At 44.6% G+C, this 20,191-nt stretch carries 17 protein-coding genes; 4 read left to right on the top strand and 13 right to left on the bottom strand.

The window, feature by feature from the left end; all coding sequences use genetic code 11:
• The first annotated feature begins 235 nt into the window (after positions 1–235).
• On the top strand, positions 236–1,906 hold the full coding sequence (locus AB4558_RS17900) for a LytS/YhcK type 5TM receptor domain-containing protein (protein ID WP_372074521.1): 1,671 nt from the start codon (positions 236–238) through the stop codon (positions 1,904–1,906).
• Positions 1,907–2,011: 105 nt separating this feature from the next.
• Positions 2,012–2,743: a two-component system response regulator BtsR gene (gene btsR, locus AB4558_RS17905; RefSeq protein WP_017070063.1), complete on the top strand. Its 732-nt coding sequence runs from the start codon at positions 2,012–2,014 to the stop codon at positions 2,741–2,743.
• 90 nt (positions 2,744–2,833) lie between these two features.
• On the opposite strand, the gene ispH is transcribed toward btsR, so the two are convergent.
• From ispH to murJ, 6 genes are all read right to left on the bottom strand, one after another.
• Positions 2,834–3,790, bottom strand: a complete 957-nt coding sequence (gene ispH, locus AB4558_RS17910; protein ID WP_029235677.1) for a 4-hydroxy-3-methylbut-2-enyl diphosphate reductase — start codon at positions 3,788–3,790, stop codon at positions 2,834–2,836.
• Between the two features lie 156 nt (positions 3,791–3,946).
• Positions 3,947–4,378, bottom strand: coding sequence for an FKBP-type peptidyl-prolyl cis-trans isomerase (gene fkpB, locus AB4558_RS17915; protein WP_017062866.1), 432 nt, complete (start codon positions 4,376–4,378; stop codon positions 3,947–3,949).
• 149 nt (positions 4,379–4,527) lie between these two features.
• Positions 4,528–5,028, bottom strand: coding sequence for a signal peptidase II (gene lspA, locus AB4558_RS17920; protein WP_372074519.1), 501 nt, complete (start codon positions 5,026–5,028; stop codon positions 4,528–4,530).
• 157 nt (positions 5,029–5,185) lie between these two features.
• Entirely contained in the window at positions 5,186–8,062 is a 2,877-nt protein-coding gene (gene ileS, locus AB4558_RS17925) for an isoleucine--tRNA ligase (RefSeq protein WP_017059344.1), read from the bottom strand.
• A 63-nt stretch (positions 8,063–8,125) separates the two neighbouring features.
• Positions 8,126–9,061, bottom strand: coding sequence for a bifunctional riboflavin kinase/FAD synthetase (ribF, locus tag AB4558_RS17930; protein WP_017062867.1), 936 nt, complete (start codon positions 9,059–9,061; stop codon positions 8,126–8,128).
• 70 nt (positions 9,062–9,131) lie between these two features.
• Positions 9,132–10,694, bottom strand: a complete 1,563-nt coding sequence (gene murJ, locus AB4558_RS17935; RefSeq protein ID WP_048606849.1) for a murein biosynthesis integral membrane protein MurJ — start codon at positions 10,692–10,694, stop codon at positions 9,132–9,134.
• Between the two features lie 251 nt (positions 10,695–10,945).
• Here murJ and rpsT point away from each other — a divergent pair, with 251 nt between their 5' ends.
• Positions 10,946–11,206 (top strand): 30S ribosomal protein S20, encoded by a 261-nt coding sequence (gene rpsT, locus AB4558_RS17940; RefSeq protein WP_004739529.1) that lies wholly within the window; start codon positions 10,946–10,948, stop codon positions 11,204–11,206.
• Between the two features lie 305 nt (positions 11,207–11,511).
• Here rpsT and AB4558_RS17945 read toward each other — a convergent pair whose 3' ends face one another.
• Both AB4558_RS17945 and nhaR read right to left on the bottom strand, forming a co-directional pair.
• Complete coding sequence (locus tag AB4558_RS17945; RefSeq protein ID WP_004735028.1) at positions 11,512–11,805, bottom strand: metalloregulator ArsR/SmtB family transcription factor; 294 nt, start codon at positions 11,803–11,805, stop codon at positions 11,512–11,514.
• Between the two features lie 100 nt (positions 11,806–11,905).
• Positions 11,906–12,796 (bottom strand): transcriptional activator NhaR, encoded by an 891-nt coding sequence (nhaR, locus tag AB4558_RS17950; RefSeq protein WP_017059341.1) that lies wholly within the window; start codon positions 12,794–12,796, stop codon positions 11,906–11,908.
• A gap of 389 nt (positions 12,797–13,185) precedes the next feature.
• Between nhaR and AB4558_RS17955 the strand changes: the two genes are divergently transcribed.
• The gene (locus tag AB4558_RS17955) at positions 13,186–14,331 is read left to right on the top strand and encodes a Na/Pi symporter (RefSeq protein WP_017059340.1); all 1,146 of its coding nucleotides are present in this window, start codon (positions 13,186–13,188) and stop codon (positions 14,329–14,331) included.
• A 259-nt stretch (positions 14,332–14,590) separates the two neighbouring features.
• Here the strand turns inward: AB4558_RS17955 and AB4558_RS17960 are convergent, their stop codons facing one another.
• From AB4558_RS17960 to rppH, 5 genes are read right to left on the bottom strand one after another with little or no spacing between them, the layout of a single operon-like run.
• On the bottom strand, positions 14,591–15,442 hold the full coding sequence (locus AB4558_RS17960) for a thymidylate synthase (RefSeq protein WP_372074517.1): 852 nt from the start codon (positions 15,440–15,442) through the stop codon (positions 14,591–14,593).
• Positions 15,443–15,451: 9 nt separating this feature from the next.
• Complete coding sequence (gene lgt, locus AB4558_RS17965) at positions 15,452–16,273, bottom strand: prolipoprotein diacylglyceryl transferase (RefSeq protein ID WP_017059338.1); 822 nt, start codon at positions 16,271–16,273, stop codon at positions 15,452–15,454.
• Between the two features lie 57 nt (positions 16,274–16,330).
• A complete protein-coding gene (locus tag AB4558_RS17970) occupies positions 16,331–17,122 on the bottom strand; it encodes a sulfite exporter TauE/SafE family protein (protein ID WP_017059337.1) in 792 nt (263 codons plus the stop codon).
• 8 nt (positions 17,123–17,130) lie between these two features.
• Positions 17,131–19,380 (bottom strand): phosphoenolpyruvate--protein phosphotransferase, encoded by a 2,250-nt coding sequence (gene ptsP, locus AB4558_RS17975; protein WP_017059336.1) that lies wholly within the window; start codon positions 19,378–19,380, stop codon positions 17,131–17,133.
• A gap of 2 nt (positions 19,381–19,382) precedes the next feature.
• The gene (gene rppH, locus AB4558_RS17980) at positions 19,383–19,901 is read right to left on the bottom strand and encodes an RNA pyrophosphohydrolase (RefSeq protein ID WP_017059335.1); all 519 of its coding nucleotides are present in this window, start codon (positions 19,899–19,901) and stop codon (positions 19,383–19,385) included.
• Positions 19,902–20,191 lie beyond the last annotated feature (290 nt).

Consider the following 20,191-nt stretch of genomic DNA (forward strand, 5'->3'; position numbering starts at 1 on the left):
ACACGTCTTCATAGAGAGACAAAAGAACAAGCCAAACACACTTCGCTTGCTCCCGTATCACCCAGTGATTCGTGGAAATTAAGACTAAAGCCCGTCCTCTGTGATGGGCTTTAGTGTTTTCAGGCGTTAGTGCTTTCGACTCTGGGAAGCGAATATAACCTACGAAAACACAAGCAAAGCTACCGTTACCAAGCAATGAGCTTTACACTTAACAAGCGTCTCAATAGGTGAAAATATGGAACTCATTCTCTCTCTGCTGCAACAAACCTGCGTCTACTTAGTGATTGCTTACATGCTGAGTAAAACCCCACTGATTCTCCCTTTGTTGAGCATCTCATCTCGCTTAAGCCATAAGATCAGCTGCTACGTTCTGTTTTCCCTGTTCTGCATTATGGGTACCTATTTCGGACTGCAGATCAATGATGCCATCGCCAACACGCGTGCGATGGGTGCGGTAATGGGTGGTCTATTTGGCGGCCCTGTCGTTGGCTTTGCCGTCGGTTTTACTGGCGGTATCCATCGTTACTCTTTGGGTGGATTCACCGATCTAGCTTGCGCGATTTCAACCACAGCAGAAGGCTTGATTGGCGGCCTATTACACGTTTACCTAGTGAGAAAAAACAAAGCCAGCCAGCTGTTTAATCCATTGGTGGTTTTCTCGGTAACCCTGTTTGCAGAGATTATTCAGATGCTAATTCTGTTAGCGGTCGCGAAACCATTCGAGCAGTCCTATGCTCTGGTTTCTGATATTGCCGCGCCAATGATCATTGCTAACTCGGTCGGTGCGGCGCTGTTCATGAGCATCATCCAAGATCGGAAAACCATCTTCGAGAAGTATTCGGCAACTTTCTCACGCCGCGCATTAACCATCGCCGAGCGTTCAGTGGGTATTTTGCATGGTGGCTTCACTTCCGATAACGCACAAAAAATCGTACGTATCGTTTATGAAGAGACCAACGTAGGGGCGGTAGCGATCACCGACCGAGAGAAAATCCTCGCGTTCGTTGGTATTGGTGATGAACACCATATTCCGAACACCCCGATTTCATCGCAAAGCACGCTCACTTCGATGGAACAGAACGACATCATCTACCTTGATGGCAAAGAGAACCCATACCAATGCTCCTTGTCGCAGGATTGTAAATTGGGTTCTGCGTTGATTATTCCATTGCGCGCGGGTAACGAAGTGGTCGGCACCATCAAGCTCTATGAGCCAAAGCTGAAACTATTCTCAACTATCAATATGTCGATGGGTGAAGGTATCGCTCAACTATTATCGAGCCAGATCCTATTTAGCAACTACCAGCAGCAGCAAACGCTACTGACACAAGCAGAAATCAAACTGCTGCACGCTCAAGTGAACCCGCACTTCTTGTTCAATGCGCTTAATACTATCAGCGCAGTAACACGTCGTGACCCAGATAAAGCTCGAGAGTTGATTCAACACCTGTCTCACTTCTTTAGAAGCAACCTAAAGCAGAACATCAACACCGTGAAGCTCAAAGACGAACTGGCACACGTCAACGCTTACCTGACCATAGAGAAAGCACGCTTTACCGATCGACTAGAAGTGGAATGGGATATCGACCCGCAGTTATATGAATCTCAATTGCCGAGCTTTACCCTGCAACCGCTGGTAGAAAACGCCATCAAACATGGGATATCTAATATGTTGGAAGGCGGTAAAGTAAAGATCTCTAGCGAGGCTTTCGAGGGTGGGTTCAAGTTAACCGTTGAAGACAATGCAGGTAATTATCAGAAGCCATCTCAAGATCATGTAGGATTAGGGATGGAAATTGTTGATAAACGACTCACTAATTTCTTTGGACAAGATTCAGCACTAAAAATAGAATCTCAACCACAGCAATTTACTCGAATGAGCTTTATCATACCTATACTCAAATAATGGTATTTTCGGAGACGGATCGCTCCGAGTTGAAACATTTAGAAGCAGACATTTAAAAGATAAGCGTGAACCAAGCAGGGATAGAACCAAGATGAAGATTGTAGGATGTTAAAGGCACTAGTTATCGATGATGAGCTTTTTGCTCGCGAAGAGCTGATTGAGCTGCTGACCGAAACCGGAGAAGTGGAAATCATAGGCCAAGCGAGTAACGCGATCGAAGGACTGAAACAGATCAACCTACTCAAGCCTGATGTCGTGTATTTGGATATCCAAATGCCGCAGGTTACTGGGATTGAGCTGTTAAGCATGCTTGACCCAGATACCATGCCCTACGTGGTATTCGTCACCGCCTACGACCAATATGCGATTCAAGCCTTTGAAGATAACGCTTTTGATTACCTACTTAAGCCAGTCGAGCCTTGTCGATTAAACAAGAGCGTTTGTCGCCTGAATAAGGTCATCAAACAAAATCAGAAAGCACCAGAACAGAACATCTCAGCGATTGCTCCCTGTCACTTAGAGCAAATCCCATGTATTGGTCATAACCGCATTGTGATCATGGCAAGCCAAACGGTAGAGTGCGCCTATTCCGATATCAGTGGTGTGCATGTTCGTAGCTCATCGCAAACCGCAACCTCACAGTTAACACTAAAGATCTTGGAAGAAAAGACCGATTTGATCCGCTGTCATCGACAGTATTTGATCAACATAAAATCGATCCAAGAGATCAAACTGCTAGAAAATGGATTAGCAGAGATCATTACCCTGACTGGCTTTGAAGTCCCGGTGAGTCGTCGTTATTTAAAGACTTTAAAAGAGCAACTCGGTCTCCAGTAACGCGTTAGAATTAGACGCCTTGTTCCAAAGCACGATCAAAAAAGCCAACGCATCAACGTTGGCTTTTTACTGTTTAAGAATCGATAGAAATTAGTCGACTTGTTTAATCTGTAGCTCTTTTGGTACTTCGAAGAACATGTTCTCTTCACGACCTTGAATCTCTTCAACATCGGTAGCACCTAGCTCGCGGATACGATCTAAGATTTGGTTAACTAGCTCTTCAGGAGCAGAAGCACCAGCGGTTACACCGATTTTCTTCTTGCCTTCAACCCACTCAGTCTGAATGTCTTCAGGGCAATCAGTTAGGTAGCCAGGTGTGCCTAGCTTCTCAGCCAGCTCTTTCAAACGTGTTGAATTCGATGAGTTCTTAGAGCCAACAACAATCACTACGTCGACGTCGTTTGCCATCTCACGCACTGCGTCTTGACGGTTTTGAGTTGCGTAGCAGATGTCGTCTTTACGTGGGCCTTGGATCTCAGGGAACACACGGCGTAGCTCTTCAATCACATCTGCCGTCTCATCAACAGACAGTGTAGTTTGGCTCACGTAGTGTAGGTTAGTTGGATCATTCACCACTAGGTTCTGTACGTCTTCTGGCCTTTCAACCAAGTACATACCACCGGCTTGGCTAGCGTACTGACCCATAGTCCCTTCAACCTCAGGGTGACCTGCGTGACCAATCAGTACCACTTCCATATGCTTGCGGCTCGCACGAGCAACCTCCATATGAACTTTAGTCACCAAAGGACACGTTGCATCAAATACCGTTAACTCACGCTCTTTCGCTTCTTTACGAACCGCTTGAGAAACACCGTGAGCCGAAAAGATCACGATGTTGTCGTCTGGCACCTCACTCAGTTCTTCGACAAAAATAGCACCACGCTGCTTGAGCCCCTCAACAACAAAGCGGTTGTGTACCACTTCATGGCGAACATAGATCGGTGGCTGATACATTTCGAGTGCACGCTCTACGATGCTGATCGCACGATCGACACCGGCACAAAAGCCACGAGGGTTAGCTAACATTATTTTCATTTCATTGCTCATCATTTACCGCGGTACTAAGGTTGCTTCTATAGAGTTCGCCGTCAGCGAGGTTCGCATTCTACAGTGAAGCGTCTAGACAGTGAAGCTCTGGGTGAGATCACAGCTGTAAGGCTATCTTATTCTAGCGTGAAGACAGCTATTCTAACGTTAAGAGAGTTATTCTACCGTTAAGATATTGACGTCAAAGGTAACGTCTTGACCAGCGAGTGGGTGATTAAAATCAACCGTCACTGAATCACCTGCGATCTCAGTAATAATACCTGGAATTTCCATACCGTCAGGACCTGAAAATGCCATGATAGTGCCCACTTCAACTTCAGAGTCGCCAACAAACTTAGCACGATCCATATAGTGAATATGATCTGGGTTTGGCATACCAAACGCGTCTTCCGCCTTCAGTTCGATAGACTTTTCAGTGCCGGCTTCAAGTCCAAGTAAGCACGCTTCAAAGTTCTCACTTAGGCTGCCATCACCCATGACGAACTTCGCTGGTTTGCCCATGTTCTCCGTACTATCGGCAACTGAACCATCCTTCATTTTAATCGTAAAATGTAGAGTTACTGCTGAATCATTTTTAATTGCTGCCACGTTACTTTCCTTAGACTTCTTTATTATTTGAGGATGCGCTGTGCTTTGCTTCCTTGTTGACTGAAGCATAAAAAAAAGCGCCGTCGGAATCAACCGACAGCGCTTAGGGCTATTCTATTCTGTGAGTCATAGACTGACTTTGAAGCAAGCTATTTGCTTTCGTCTTTCTTACGGAAACCATCTAAGATGATCATCGCAGCACCGATACAGATTCCCATATCCGCTAAGTTAAATGCAGGCCAGTGGTAAGTGCCCCAGTAGAAGTCTAAGTAATCGACAACAAAGCCATGTACGACTCGGTCAAACACATTACCTACTGCACCACCAATGATGATCGCATAAGCAATGTTATTCCACTTCTCTGTTGCTGGTAGTTTGCTCATCCAGTACGTCAGCATACCTGTTACCGCAAATGCGATACCCGTAAATAACCAACGCTGCCAACCACTTTGGTCGCTCAAGAAGCTAAATGCTGCACCGTAGTTGTGAACATACAAAAAGTTAAAGAACGGCAGCACCTCAATACGGTTTGCCCAACCATAACCCATATTGTCCATGACAAAGAGTTTAATGCCGATATCAGCCAAGAAGACCAATAGAGCCAGCCATAACCAACGTACACCAGATTGTTTTAACAAAACTTCACTCATTTCTATTCCTAGTATTTACGAAGTTGGTATTCATTGTTAGTCACCTTACGTGACCTTGATTACCAACTTGGTTAAACACATTTCCTATAACTAAAAATAACCCCAGTTGATACTGGGGCTATGATTTTTACAAAAAGTTCAGTCTTTCTCTGAGTCGTTATGCGAACTTACGCACTTCGCCTTCACCGTCGATGTTCGACACACAACGACCACAAACTTTCTCGTGACCTTCGATAGTGCCTACATCTGGAGTGTGGTGCCAGCAACGGTCACACTTCTCAGCTTCAGTAGCCGCAACTTCAACGAATAGACCAGCAACGTCTGTCGCTTGCGCTGCATCAGACTTCTCGCTCAGTGGCTTAACAACAGCTGCAGAGGTGATAAGTACGAAACGTAGCTCATCTTCTAGCTTGTTGATTTTAGCCGCTAGTGCATCGTCAGCGTATAGAGTAACTTCAGCTTGCAGTGCACCACCGATCGTTTTCTCTTTACGAGCATCTTCAAGAAGCTTGTTCACTGCGCCACGAACAGACTGGATTTCAGTCCAGAATTCGTTGCTTAGCTCTTCGCCTTCTGCAAGACCAAATAGACCTTCGAACCACTCACCTGTGAATACGAACGTGTCGCGCTGCTCTCCAGTTGGTAAAGAGCTTGGCATTTCGTTCCAAATTTCATCTGCAGTGAACGACATGATAGGTGCCATCCAACGAACTAGAGCTTCTACGATGTAGTAAAGCGCCGTTTGACAGCTACGTTGAGCATGGCTGCCCTGCTTCGCTGTGTACTGACGGTCTTTGATTACGTCTAGGTAGAAAGAACCCATTTCGATAGAACAGAACTGCATTAGACGTTGAGTCACACCGTGAGTGTTGTACTCGCCGTATGCTTTAACAATCTCTTCTTGTGCAGCTTGAGCACGGCCAACAGCCCAGCGATCAAGTGCAACCATCTCTTCAGCAGGAACTAGGTCAGTTTCAGGGTTGAAACCGTTCAAGTTCGCTAGGAAGAAACGAGCCGTGTTACGAATACGACGGTAAGCATCCGCTGAACGCTTCAGGATTTCATCAGAAACCGCAACTTCACCCGTGTAGTCTGTAGAAGCAACCCATAGACGCAGGATATCTGCACCTAGCTTGTTGGTTACGTCTTTAGGAGCAACAACGTTACCGATAGATTTAGACATCTTACGGCCGTTACCATCCACTACGAAACCGTGCGTTAGTACTTGCTTGTACGGTGCTTCGTCTTTCATCGCGATAGATGAAATTAGAGAAGACTGGAACCAACCACGGTGTTGGTCTGAACCTTCAAGGTAAAGATCAGCACTGTGAGTGCGCTCTTCGTTCGGGAAGTTGTACTCTTCACGAGAATCAACAACAGAGAAGTGCGTAACACCTGAGTCGAACCATACGTCTAACGTATCCATTACTTTTTCGTACTTATCAGCGTCTTCTGCGCCCATAAGTTCAGCAGCGTCTACATCCCACCAAGCTTGAATGCCTTTCTCTTCAACTAGCTTCGCAACTTTTTCAATAAGCGCTGGGCTTTCTGGGTGAAGTTCTGCTGTTTCTTTATGAACAAACAAAGCAATTGGCACACCCCAAGTACGTTGACGAGAGATACACCACTCAGGACGACCTTCAACCATGCCTTCGATACGGCTTTGACCCCATTCAGGCAACCACTCAACACTCTTGATTGACTCTAGTGCTTTAGCACGTAGGCCAGCTTGATCCATAGAGATGAACCATTGTGGTGTTGCGCGGAAGATGATTGGAGTTTTGTGTCTCCAACAGTGTGGGTAGCTGTGCTCGTAAGCGTGGTGATGCAGAAGTGCACCTTTCTCTTTTAGAACTTCTAAAACAGAGTCGTTCGCTTTGAATACGTGCTGACCAGCAAATAGCTCTGTATCTGGCAGGTAAACGCCGTTAGAACCAACTGGGTTAGCGATTTCTAGGTTGTACTTTTTACCAACCACGAAATCTTCTTGACCGTGACCAGGCGCAGTGTGAACCACACCAGTACCTGAATCTGTTGTTACGTGATCGCCAAGAACTGCAGGAACAGTAAAGTCGTAGAACGGGTGGTTGAACTGAGAAAGCTCAAGATCAGCACCTGTAGCAAAACCAAGGTTGTGGAAGTGCTCGATACCTGCACGATCCATTACGTCTTTTGCTAGTTCAGAAGCAACAACGATACGTTGAGCAGGCTGGTCGCCATTCGCTTCAACTTGGATAAGCACGTATTCAAGATCATCACGTAGACATACTGCGCGGTTAGCAGGCAGAGTCCATGGTGTTGTTGTCCAGATAACGATAGAAATTTCGCCTTGACCCGCATGACCTTCAGCTAGAGTAAATTTCTCTAGAAGCGCCGCTTCGTCAGCTGCTGTAAATTTCACATCGATAGATGGAGAAACTTTATCTTTGTATTCAACTTCAGCTTCAGCCAGAGCAGAACCACAATCAGTACACCAGTGAACGGGTTTGAAACCTTTAAGAAGGTGACCTTTGTCTGCGATTTTGCCAAGAGAACGAATGATGTTCGCTTCTGTGCCAAAATCCATAGTGCGATAAGGTTTGTCCCACTCGCCCATGATGCCAAGACGTTTGAAGCTCTCTTTCTGACCTTCAACTTGACCCGCAGCGTACTTTCGACACTCTTCGCGGAATTCAGCCGCCGAAATCTTCTGACCAGGCTTACCTTTCTTCTTCTCAACCATTAGCTCGATTGGAAGACCGTGACAGTCCCAACCAGGGATGTACGGTGCATCAAAACCAGAAAGGGTCTTAGATTTGATAATAATGTCTTTAAGAATCTTATTCAGCGCGTGGCCAATGTGAATATCGCCGTTCGCGTATGGAGGGCCATCATGCAGTACGAAAGATTTTTTACCTTTCTTTGCCTTACGGATTTCGCCGTAAAGATCTTCTTTGTACCAACGCTTCAGCATTTCTGGCTCACGATTTGCCAGATTGCCGCGCATTGGGAACCCTGTTTCTGGTAAGTTCAGGGTATCTTTATAATCACTCATCGATTCTTAATTCCGTTATATTGGGCGAAGTTAGACATTATGTTAATCGGTGGAATCATCCGATTAATTCTTTAGCTGAAGCAGCCACACCCTTGCGGCTTCAGCATCCAATTCTATTTGATTCTTTAGTGCGTCGAACGATTCAAATTTTATCTCGTCGCGCAGTTTGTGCAAAAGTCGTACTTCTAACTGTTTACCATATAAATTGGCTTTAAAGTCAAAAAAATGCACTTCCAATTGCTGCCTTACACCATTAACCGTTGGTCGTTGTCCAATATTAGCAACGCCACCGACAGGAACACCGTCGATATCCAATGCTTCAACAACATACACTCCCGATACAGGAGAAACACAACGCTTTAATGGAATGTTAGCGGTAGGGAAACCGATAGTTCTCCCTAGTTTTCGACCATGGGACACTCGACCACTAATACTGTAATCACGTCCTAACATGGTAGCACTTGCAGCCAAGTCATCGACCGCTAATGCATTTCGTATCTCAGTACTGCTTACTCGTAATTGGTTTAAGCAATAGCTTTGGGTGCTGACCACCTCAAAACCGTACTTCTCGCCCGCCTCTTTGAGCATAGCGAAATTACCGGTACGACCTTTACCAAAGCAAAAATCGTCACCAACCACCAAGAACTTCACACCAAGCTTATCAACCAAAAGATCCTTAATGAATGCTTCCGCGGATAAACTTGCAAAATACTGATTAAAATTAACACACAATAAGCGACTGATATCTAGCTTACTCAGTTGCACGTATTTGTCTCGTAAACGAGTTAAACGTGCTGGCGCTCTATCTCGGGCAAACAGCTCCATAGGCTGCGGTTCAAACGTCATAACAACAGAAGGTAGCCCTAATGCTGCAGCTTGTTTAGAAACCTGACTCAAAACCTCTTGATGTCCTAAATGAACACCATCGAAGTTACCTATGGTTAATACACAGCCATGATGCTGCGCTTTAATATTGTGTATACCTCGGATCAGTTCCATTATGATCAGCTAAAACCTGTTATTTGCATCATTTATTGTGTGAAACCGACGGATTATATACTAATCAGTATTAATCTGTCGCTGCTTTTAAATGTTTTACTCGGATACCTAAAATCAGTACCGAAACAATATAAACAAAGCCACCAAGTCCAATCAAGCCAGTTAATGTCAGCGCTCTCTGGCTAAAGCTCCATTCAAGCCAATGTTGCATATTATCCAGCTGCCATAAAATAGCCGCTACCATCACCACACCTGAGATAATTAATTTGGCACTGAACAACAAGGTTGTCTTAGTTAATTGATACACACCCGCAAGGTGCAATCCTCGATATAACAAGGCCATATTCACAAAGGCAGACAGTGCCGTCGCAATCGCCAAACCCACATAGCCATAAAAATAAGCAAAGATCGCGTTAAACACCATATTGGTCACCATAGCGATAATGCCGTACTTAACCGGTGTTTTGGTATCTTGGCGAGAGTAATAGCCCGGAGCTAAAACTTTAATCAGCATGAAATTAAGCAAGCCTGATGCGTAAGCTACCAATGACATCGATGCTTGCTGTACATCGTGTGGAGAGAACTCACCACGCATAAATAGCACCATCAACATGGGTTTAGCTAAAACGATAAGACCTAACATCGCAGGAATACCAAGCAGCAACACCATGCGCACGCCCCAATCCATGGTATGCGCGAACCCTTCCCCTTGAGCATCTACGTGTTTACGAGACAAAGCAGGAAGAATCACAGTCGCAATCGCGATACCGAATAAACCGAGAGGAAATTCAAGCAGTCGGTCTGAGTAGTACAACCAACTGATAGAGCCTGTTGCGAGGAAGCTGGCAATAAAGGTATCAAACAATAAGTTGATTTGGCTGACCGACACACCGAACAAAGCAGGGATCATTAATGTGCGGATCTTAACCACACCTGGATCTCTCCAGCCCCACTTCGGCTTAACCAATACACCCGCTTTGATCAAGAAAGGCATTTGGAAAAGGAATTGGACTAAGCCACCAAGAAACACACCAATCGCCAAACCAATTTCTGGTTGATCTAAATTAGGTGAGATAAACCACGCAGCGCCTATGATCATCACGTTCAAGAACACAGGAGTAAAAGAAGAGACCGCAAATTTACCTAATGTATTAAGAATGGCACCAGATAAAGCGACGAAGGTGATAAACCATAAATAAGGAAAGGTAATCTTGAGCATAAAGCTCGCTAGCTCAAATTTGGGTGCTGATGGGCCATCATTTAGCCAGTCGATAAACCAACCCGCACCAAACATCGCGGTGATCACGCCAGAGCCCAATACCCCGATGACGGTGACAATAGAAACTAAAACCCCGAGCGTCCCCGACACCTTAGCAATTAAATCTCGTGTCTTATCTTTATCACCTGCGGCGTGATATTCCGTTAATACAGGAACAAACGCTTGAGAAAACGCACCTTCTGCAAAAAGTCGACGTAAGAAATTAGGAATTTTATTAGCGAAGAAAAATACGTCGGCACTCGCTCCTGCCCCCATCAAATTTGCTACTACTACATCACGTACTAGCCCCAATACACGGGAAACAAAAGTCATTGCGCTGACAATCAGGCCTGACTTTAATAGTCGTTTACTCACAGAAACCTCTGACACTGGTTGATTACTTTCAAGCGAGGATAAATACTATCCTGTCCTAAGAAGCATATTTATTAGCATTGGTCTAAAAATGCTGTTAGAATCCCCGCCATCTTAACCGCGATGACCTTTCCATACCAAAGTTTGTTTGGCTACGATTGGTTTTTGCACAAATCATTTGACAATTAAGCGCTAATGAGGGATAGTCCTCGCCCTTAAATTGTCACCGAACTAAGTTTTTGGGAGTTAGACCCTTGGCAAACAGTAAATCTGCTAAGAAGCGCGCTATCCAAGCTGAGAAACGTCGCCAGCACAATGCTAGCCGTCGTTCTATGATGCGCACTTACATGAAAAAGACTATCGCAGCTATCGCAGCTGGTGATAAAGAAGCTGCAACTGCTGCTCTTGTAGAAGTTACACCACTTCTTGACCGTATGGCGACTAAAGGCCTTATTCATAAGAATAAAGCTGCACGTCATAAGTCTCGTTTCGCTGCTGCAATCAAAGCTCTTTAATAGAAATTTGATTACAACGCAAAACGAAAAAAACCGGCCTAGGCCGGTTTTTTTATATCTAAATTTTGAGTAACGCTTTTATTTTACGTGCTAACAGCCGTTTTTCTGACCGATAAACAATTTAAGCAGATAGATAAAACAAACAATAAGAAAAATAAATAGAGAAGCAAATTGGTACGTAGATAGATAGATAGATAGATAGGTAGATAGGTAGATAGGTAAACACTAACGTTCAATGTGAAATGCTAACACTTCCTTGTGTCATTCTATCGCTGATAAGAAATCCCCCTCCCACCAGCAATAAGCTACTTGCAATAAATACCATGCAGTAGGTTAATCATCGCTTTTACTTCTTCACTACTCAATGTGTAATACACAGTTTGAGCTTCTTTGCGAGTTTCGACCAAACCATCTCTTCTCAACCAAGCAAGATGTTGAGATAAAGCAGACTGACTCAGTTCCAACTTGCCACACAACTCCCCAACCGACAGTTCAGTGCCATGTAATAGGCACAAAATCTGTAAGCGACGCTCGTTAGCCATGGCTTTGAGTAGAATCACAGCTTGTGCTGAGTTCTTCTCCATCTCTTTTAAGTTCATAGTTTGGCTCCCTACAACCTTTACGCCAACTACGGGCTATCAGTATTTCCGGCATATTGCGGAGTTATGATAATCGATATCAATTCATTAACAAACTATCTCACTCGAACAATTTGCTAAAATCTGCGTCACATACGTTTTTTACTGCTGGATGTTGGATCATCCTCTCAGCAAATATGACGTAGTACTCCTCTTTTAACTCTTCAATACCGCCTAATAGTTGCAGTGATGTGTCGTCTTCCACTTCAGACATATAAATCGTCGGTGCTAAAAATATTACGTCATGATGGTAACGAGCAAAAGCCTTCATCAATGCGGCATCATCAAACTCACCTAAAATATCTGGCTTAAGCCCTTGTCTATCAAACCATTGCAGCACTTTACGACCCATTGAGGTTCGGCTGCCAGGGATCAAAAGCTTTCTTTGCTCCAATACAGCAGGGAAATTAACCCCTTCAACCTGACCTGAACTAAAAAAGCTCATTCCACTCTCACCCAGCTTTTTACTGAACAGGCCCGGGCTTTGACTAGAGTCCACCGGACAGTCAGACAAAATCATATCGAGCTTATGTTGAGAGAGTTGCTCAAGTAGCATTTCATGGGTCGATTCAAAACAGCGCAAGTGAATGCTGTTATCTGGAGGGATGGTCGACATCAGTATCTTACTGACGAGTCTTTTAGAGAGCGCATCCGCGACGCCAACATCAAACAGAATATTGGAGTGCTGGCTGTAATTCACGATGTCCAGCATCTCGTAACTCAGGCCAAACATACGATCGGCATATTTAAAGACCAGTTGCCCAAGCTCTGTAGGCTCAACACTTCGGCCATTACGCTTGGTCAACTTGCCATCCATGCGTTCTTCTAAGGCTTTTATCTGCCCCGTTACCGTTTGTGGTGTTAGGAATAGGGCTTCTGCAGCTTTAGTAACAGAGCCTTGCTTGCAAACCATCCAGAAGTAATACAGATGGTTGTAGTTGAGATGCGACATAGATGTGCCGTAATAAAAGAGTAGATACCCTTTTATATCAAATATGACACCGCCACTCAACAAACTCGAAAAAACCTAACCAAACATAGATTTACCACTTATTTTTTCGAAGTGTCTGATTTCATAATGTAATATTTCATCGATTATTTTCAATTTTTTTCTAACTTTTAAGATCTATATCACCTATAGAATTTCCATTAAAAAACAATTTAAAACAACAACTTAAAACAACCACATTAGCAATTGGAATATTTAAAGAGTAAATCATCACAAAAAAGTCGCACCTAAACCAAAATGTAATATTACTGAAATATTTCCCCTCTAACATCACGCTCAGATTAAACAAACAGACCAAACACAGACTTAAACGGTCCAATGGAGAAAACATTATGAACCAAGCTACTACTGCAGCAGCGCCTATCTCGAGCACTACTCGTTGGCTACGCTGGGCTAACTTGGCATTCATGCTTTACCTACTATTACTTTCAGTTTCAATGGTTGGTACAGGCTTCAAATGGGCAACAGGCGAGCAAGCAAAGGTTCTTTTCGAATTTGCTTCACACCCAGTTGCAGGCTTAATGATTGGTTTAGTAGCAACAGCGCTTATTCAATCATCAAGTACAGTTACTTCAATTATCGTTGGCCTTGTGGCAGGTGGTTTACCTGTTGAGCTAGCAATTCCTATGATCATGGGTGCTAACATTGGTACTACGGTAACCAATACGCTAGTTAGCCTTGGTCACGTTCGTTGTAAAGAAGAGTTCAAACGTGCATTCGCAAGTGCGACAATCCACGACTTCTTTAACCTATTAGCCGTTGCTATCTTCCTACCACTAGAGATGGCGTTTGGAATTCTAGAGAAAATTTCTCACTGGTTAGTATCACCGATGCTAGCAACAGGTGATATGAGCATGGGTGGTCTTAACTTCATCAAGCCAATCACTAAGCCTGTTGTAAGTGCGATTAAAGAACCACTATCAACGTTTGGCGACACTGTTGGCGGCATCATGCTTATCGCTCTAGGTATCGCAACTATATTCGTAGCTATTACTGTAATGGGTAAGCTGATGAAGAGCCTAATGGTTGGTCGTGCTCGTGAGATTCTAAAGAACGCAATCGGTCGTGGTCCAATCCACGGTATCGCTTCTGGCTCTATCGTGACTATCCTTGTTCAGTCTTCTTCTACGACAACAAGCTTGATGGTTCCACTAGTAGGTTCAGGTGTTCTTAAAGTACGTGACGTTTACCCATTCACTCTGGGTGCAAACATCGGTACATGTATTACGGCTCTACTTGCAGCTACAGCAGTGTCTGGTGAGTTCGCAGTATTCGCACTACAAATTGCTCTAGTACACTTGGTGTTCAACATCATGTCAACGGTATTCATCTTCGGTATCCCGTTCCTACGTGAACTTCCAGTTAAAGCGGCAGACATGATTTCAGACATGGCAGTGAAGAACAAAGCTGTAGTGGCTGGTTACCTTGTTGCGGTATTCCTTGTACTGCCTGGTAGCGTGTTAGCTCTTACCGCTTAATAGCAAAATAAACATCGCTTATAGCAAAGCCCGCTACCTCCTAGGTTGCGGGCTTTTTCTTTTTAAGAGCAGATACGGGATTCGTGTAAGCGAGTATCGAAGAGAAAGAGCCAATGCGCGTTGAGAGTATACGAGTAACATAAAGCATCACACAGCATATGATTTCTCTGCTCTTCGAATCTCGATTACTCGTCACTGTAACTTAGATACAAAAAAGGCTGCACAGAGGCAGCCTTTCAATCAAACAAAGCGAGTGAGATTAAACCGAGAATGGGTACTTAATCGCTTCGTGGCATTCGTAACCTTCAACCCAGAAGTCATCCATCGTTACCCATGTTTCCAAATCTTCTAGAGACTTAATCTGAGGATTGATATGGAATGTTGGGCCAGCTAACGGCTCACGCTTTAACTGGATATCACGCATAGGTGCAAGTTGATCTTCGTAAATATGAGCATTTACTAGCTTATGGTAAGCCACGCCAGCTTTCTTACCCGTGATTTGCGCTATGATAGCTAGGAAGACATACACTTGAACCATGTTGAAGTTCAGGCCTAGGGGTACATCGCAAGAGCGCTGAGTGCTGTTTAGGTACAGAGTATCACCAAGTAGTGAGAAGTGATGGCTGTACATACACGGACGCAAACATCCCATGTGGAACTCACCTGGGTTGTAGAAGTTTAAGATCTCGCCGCGGTCATCAATACCGTTAGTTAGATCATCAACAATCTTCTTCAGTTGGTCGATATGACCGCCGTCAGGTTTTGCCCATGCACGTCCTTGAACGCCATAAACACGGCCCATGTCATCTTCACCCTTGCGGTAAGGGTTATTCAGCCATGCTTCATTCAGGTTAGAATTCGCATCCCAAGTTTTAGTCCCTAGCTTACGAAAATCTTCAGCATTGTCGTAACCACGGATATAGCCAAGCAGCTCAGCAACTGCGGCTTTCCAAAAACTCTTACGCGTTGTTACCAGTGGGAATTGGTTATTACCAACATCATATTCAAGGTCAGCATTGATCACGGTTAGGCAACGCTTGCCCGTGCGTTCATTTTCAATCCAAGTACCGTCATCAACGATACGCTGACAGAGATCTAAATACTGTTTCACACCAATTCCTTACTTCGTTTGTTGTGGTAATTCGTCTTTGTAGTGACCACGCTTGTATGCCCACACCATCATCAGCACACCGATGATAACCATTGGCAGTGACAAAATTTGTCCCATAGAGATAAACCCACCGAACAAACCTAGGTGAGCATCAGGTTCACGTACGTATTCTACTAAGAAGCGGAATGTACCATATCCAGCTAGGAATAACCCTGATACAGAACCAAGAGGACGCGGCTTTTTGATAAACCAGTTCAAGATGAAGAACAGCACGATACCTTCAAGCGCCATCTCGTAAAGTTGAGATGGGTGACGAGGAAGTGGACCACCGTTAGGGAACACAATCGCCCATGGCACATCAGTCACACGGCCCCAAAGCTCGCTGTTCATGAAGTTACCTAGACGGCCCATACCTAAACCAAATGGGACGAGTGGTGCAATCATGTCTGCCACGCCAAAGAAGGTGCGACCATTCTTTTTCGCATACCAGAACATTGCGGTGATAACACCCAGCAAGCCACCGTGGAAAGACATACCGCCAGTCCATACCTTAAATAGGTACAGTGGGTCTGCTAGGAAAAGGTCAAAGTTGTAGAAAAGTACGTAGCCAATACGACCACCCAACACCACACCTAGAAAGCCAGCAAACAGTAAGTCTGATACTTGCTCTCGAGTCCAACCACTACCCGGTTGATCAGCTCGGCGATTTGCTAACCAAAGAGCAAACATAAAACCGACAAGGTACATTAGGCCGTACCAACGAACTGAGATTGGTCCTAGTTCAATAAGAACAGGATCGATATTTGGGAATTCGATAAAACCCTGAGACATACTTGGCTCTCTATCTAAATTGATTAACGGTTAGCTCAATGACTAACAGAAAAGACACTACAGCAGCATTGTGGCTGCTATAAACATTAAAAATACCGCAAAGAATTTCTTCAGCACAGGGGTTGGCAATTGAGTGGCCAGTTTCGCACCCACTCGAGTGGTCAAAACTGAGGTACAAGATATCGCGATCAAAGCCGGTAGATAAACATAACCCAAGCTATACGCAGGAAGATCATCGACAGAAGATCCATGCCAAATGAAACCTAGCATTCCCGAAATCGCGATAACACAACCGCATACCGAAGATGAGCCGACGGCTTTACGCATTTCCACACCGTGATGGTTAAGGAAAGGTACCGATAAAGACCCACCGCCAATGCCCGCTAAGCTTGATACCAAACCAATCCCGCCGCCACACAACACGGTTTTAGCTGAACCCGGCATCGATTTTTGGCTCTTGGAGCGAATCGACAATAGCATTTGCAACGCCAACACCAAAACAATCACACCAAAGACTTTTGGTAAGTATTGAGCTGGAATTACATCGGCCACGAAAGAGCCGAGGAAGCCACCTATCACCACACCTGGCATCAACCATTTAACGACAAACATCTCTACGTTACCCAACTTTAGATGGTTAATCGCAGACGATCCCGACGTAACGATGATGGTTGATAGCGAAGTAGCCAATGCCATTTGCATCGCAAACTCTTGGGGGATACCCGCTTTAGGAAGCAAAAACAGTAAGGCAGGAACAACCAGCAAACCACCACCAATGCCTAGCAAGCCTGCTAAAACACCAACAATAGCACCAAGGCCCGCTAACAAGCCTATCAGTTCATATGACACGTTAAATCCTATTTTTTACCTGCTCGAATGAAGCCTGTAAATTCACGCTCTTCGAAATAGTTCAGCATCATACTATAGATGTCACTACCATACGGTTTTGAAAGTGCCTTATTTGCCAAATCCTGTAATTCAGCCAAGTTCGATTGACGAATCAAATATTTGGTTCTTGCGACATTCGAGGTATTCATACTTAACGTCTCATACCCCAATCCAATCAATAGCAGCGCGCCCATCGGGTCACCGGCTAACTCGCCACAAATACAAACAGGTAATTGATATTGCTTACAAGTATCATGAATTTGTTTTAATGCCATGATCACCGCAGGGTGCATTGATTCATAGACATCGGATACTCGTGAATTGTTCCGATCAACCGCTAATAAATATTGGGTTAAGTCGTTGGTACCGACTGAAACAAAGTCGACCTTATGCGCAATCAGCGGCAGTATGTACAGCATGGATGGCACTTCAATCATGATACCAACGCGAGGCATACGCACTCGGTTATCAAGCTCATGCACTTCATCATACGCTTGTTCAATCAACTGTAGCGCGTCATCCAACTCCTGTGCACCAGAGATCATCGGCAGCAAAATACTCAAGTTATGGCTTTCACAGCTCGCACGTAGCATGGCACGTAACTGAATAATAAAGATGTCAGGATGATCGAGCGTAAACCGAATACCACGCCAACCAAGGAATGGATTGTCCTCTTCGATAGGAAAATACGGTAAGGCCTTATCACCACCGATATCGAGTGTACGCATCACCACTTGTTTCTCTGGGTAGCTTGCCAGTACAGAACGATACTGCTTGAATTGTTCATCCTCTGACGGGAATCTTTGCTGCAACAAGAAAGAAATTTCAGTTCGATACAGCCCTACGCCATCAACGCCTTGGTTGATAGCGATGTTAGTGTCTGCACTTAAACCCGCATTAAGCAGAATCTCGACTTGCTTGTTGTCTTGCGTTTTTGCCGGTAGGTACAGCTCGCGATTGACCATAGAGGAGAGCTCACTCTCTTCTAGAATCAGCCCTCGATACTCTTTGAGCAGGCTTTTAGTCGGCTCAATAAAGATCTCACCGCTATACCCATCAACAATCGCTCGCTTGCCATTAGCTTGAGCTAGGTTGAGGTTTACCCCCATGACGGAAGGTATGCCAAGCGCTCGAGATAAAATCGCTGCGTGCGAGTTCGCCGCCCCTTCCAAGGAAATCACCGCTAAGAGCTTTTCTTTGGGAATAGACGCTAATACCGAAGCGGTTAACTCACGAACCACTAGGATAATCGGCTTATCTAACGTGCGAAGTTCATGTTCAGAGTTGTGGAGGAAATAGAGCAGCCTTTGTCCGAGCTCTCGGATGTCTTGTGCTCTCTCACGAAGATACACGTCCGACATACGAGCAAAGCGATTAGAATAACTCTCTACAACCTGTCTTAGTGCCCAATCGGCTTTATCGCCTTTCTGGATTTGGCTTTTTAGATCCTTACGCAGCATAGGATCGTTGAGTAAGTGAGTAAACAGGTCAAAGATCGCCAACGCATCTTTATTGATTTCGCTATCTAAGCGCTTTCGCATGCGCTTAAAGTCATTGAGGGCGTTTTCAACCGCTACCGCCAACAACTCATGCTCTCTCTCTATATTGAGCGTCGAAGCAGGATAAACATCGGTGAGTTCAGGCTGAGTGTTGTCCCACCATAAGTCACCAATCGCCACGCCCGATGAAGCTGCAATACCTTTAGTAGCCGGTAGCTTCTGTTGCTCTAACAGCCAATGGCCTTGAGTTTGGGCGTGCGCCACAATAACGGCAAGTTGTGCAGAGAGCGTGACAAGGAAGGATTCTTCCATCTCACTAAATAAACGTGGGGTCTTCTGTTGAATGACCAATACACCGAGCACTTGCTTGCGGTGGATAATCGGAGTACCGAGAAAAGAGTGATAGACGTTTTCTCCAAGCTCTGGAAAAAACTTATAAGCAGGGTGAGCAGACGCTTGTGCAAGGTTGATAGGTTCAGCACTTCTTTTAACAAGGCCAACCAGACCTTCGTCAAAACCAATGTGAATGCTATTGCCTTTGAAGATCAGGCCTTGAGTTGCCATCAACTCAAGGCGCTGCATATCATTATTTGCCAAATACACGGTGCAACATTCCGTCTGCATCGCACTGCATGTCTCTTTAACCAAAATATCAAGAGCCGTCGACACATCTTCAACTCTTGATACGTGTTCAACTATTTCCCTTAGTTGACTGAGCATGCTTAACCTCTACGCAATTTGCGCTTTCCTTTTATTTTTCGCTCTTTAAACGGCATTGCTAAAGATGCGAACTCTTTCATCGCTCGACGGTAAACATCTCGCTTGAAAGAAACAACTTGTCGAACTGGGTACCAGTAACTCACCCAACGCCAACCATCAAACTCAGGTGTACTTCCACGCTGCATATTGATATGCGATTCATCGCAATCTAAGCGCAAAAGGAACCACTTCTGTTTTTGTCCAATACAGACAGGTTTAGAATCCCACCGAACCAGTCGTTTGGGTAGCTTGTAGCGTAACCAATGACGACTTGTCGCGACGATCTTTACATCCTTTTTAGTAAGGCCAACCTCTTCATACAACTCGCGGTACATTGCCTGTTCCGGAGTCTCACCTTCATCTATTCCCCCTTGAGGGAATTGCCATGAATGTTGCCCGTATCGTTTAGCCCAGAAGACCTGACCATGGTTGTTACAGATTACAATACCAACATTTAATCGGTAACCATCGCCATCTATCACTGGCCAACCTCTATCTAAATTTTTAATTACTCTGATTTTTCCACATATCCCCAATCGGAGCAAACTTAGTGACGTGATAAGCGCTATATTTATGAATAATAACTAGGAATATGGATAAGTTTTGCTCAAATTCTAGTTACCCACACAATAGTGAGACATAGACCACATTTATTCACCTTTTCTGTGAATAACTATGTGAAGAATTACCCGCAATCGTTTTTTTTAATCCATAGATTCATCAACACCAAAAACAACAAATCAGTCAAAATAATTTTATTATTATATAAATC

The organism is Vibrio sp. 10N.222.51.C5 (genome assembly GCF_041474575.1).
Lineage (GTDB): Bacteria > Pseudomonadota > Gammaproteobacteria > Enterobacterales > Vibrionaceae > Vibrio > Vibrio crassostreae_C.

What these genes read in the sequence shown, in the direction of transcription:
- lspA (WP_372074519.1), bottom strand. Translation starts at nt 5,028, where the DNA reads ATGAGTGAAGTTTTGTTAAAACAATCTGGTGTACGTTGGTTATGGCTG.
- lgt (WP_017059338.1), bottom strand. Translation starts at nt 16,273, where the DNA reads ATGTCTCAGGGTTTTATCGAATTCCCAAATATCGATCCTGTTCTTATT.
- AB4558_RS17945 (WP_004735028.1), bottom strand. Translation starts at nt 11,805, where the DNA reads ATGAACTTAAAAGAGATGGAGAAGAACTCAGCACAAGCTGTGATTCTA.
- ileS (WP_017059344.1), bottom strand. Translation starts at nt 8,062, where the DNA reads ATGAGTGATTATAAAGATACCCTGAACTTACCAGAAACAGGGTTCCCA.
- AB4558_RS17900 (WP_372074521.1), top strand. Translation starts at nt 236, where the DNA reads ATGGAACTCATTCTCTCTCTGCTGCAACAAACCTGCGTCTACTTAGTG.
- ispH (WP_029235677.1), bottom strand. Translation starts at nt 3,790, where the DNA reads ATGAGCAATGAAATGAAAATAATGTTAGCTAACCCTCGTGGCTTTTGT.
- ptsP (WP_017059336.1), bottom strand. Translation starts at nt 19,380, where the DNA reads ATGCTCAGTCAACTAAGGGAAATAGTTGAACACGTATCAAGAGTTGAA.
- AB4558_RS17955 (WP_017059340.1), top strand. Translation starts at nt 13,186, where the DNA reads ATGAACCAAGCTACTACTGCAGCAGCGCCTATCTCGAGCACTACTCGT.
- nhaR (WP_017059341.1), bottom strand. Translation starts at nt 12,796, where the DNA reads ATGTCGCATCTCAACTACAACCATCTGTATTACTTCTGGATGGTTTGC.
- btsR (WP_017070063.1), top strand. Translation starts at nt 2,012, where the DNA reads ATGTTAAAGGCACTAGTTATCGATGATGAGCTTTTTGCTCGCGAAGAG.
- ribF (WP_017062867.1), bottom strand. Translation starts at nt 9,061, where the DNA reads ATGGAACTGATCCGAGGTATACACAATATTAAAGCGCAGCATCATGGC.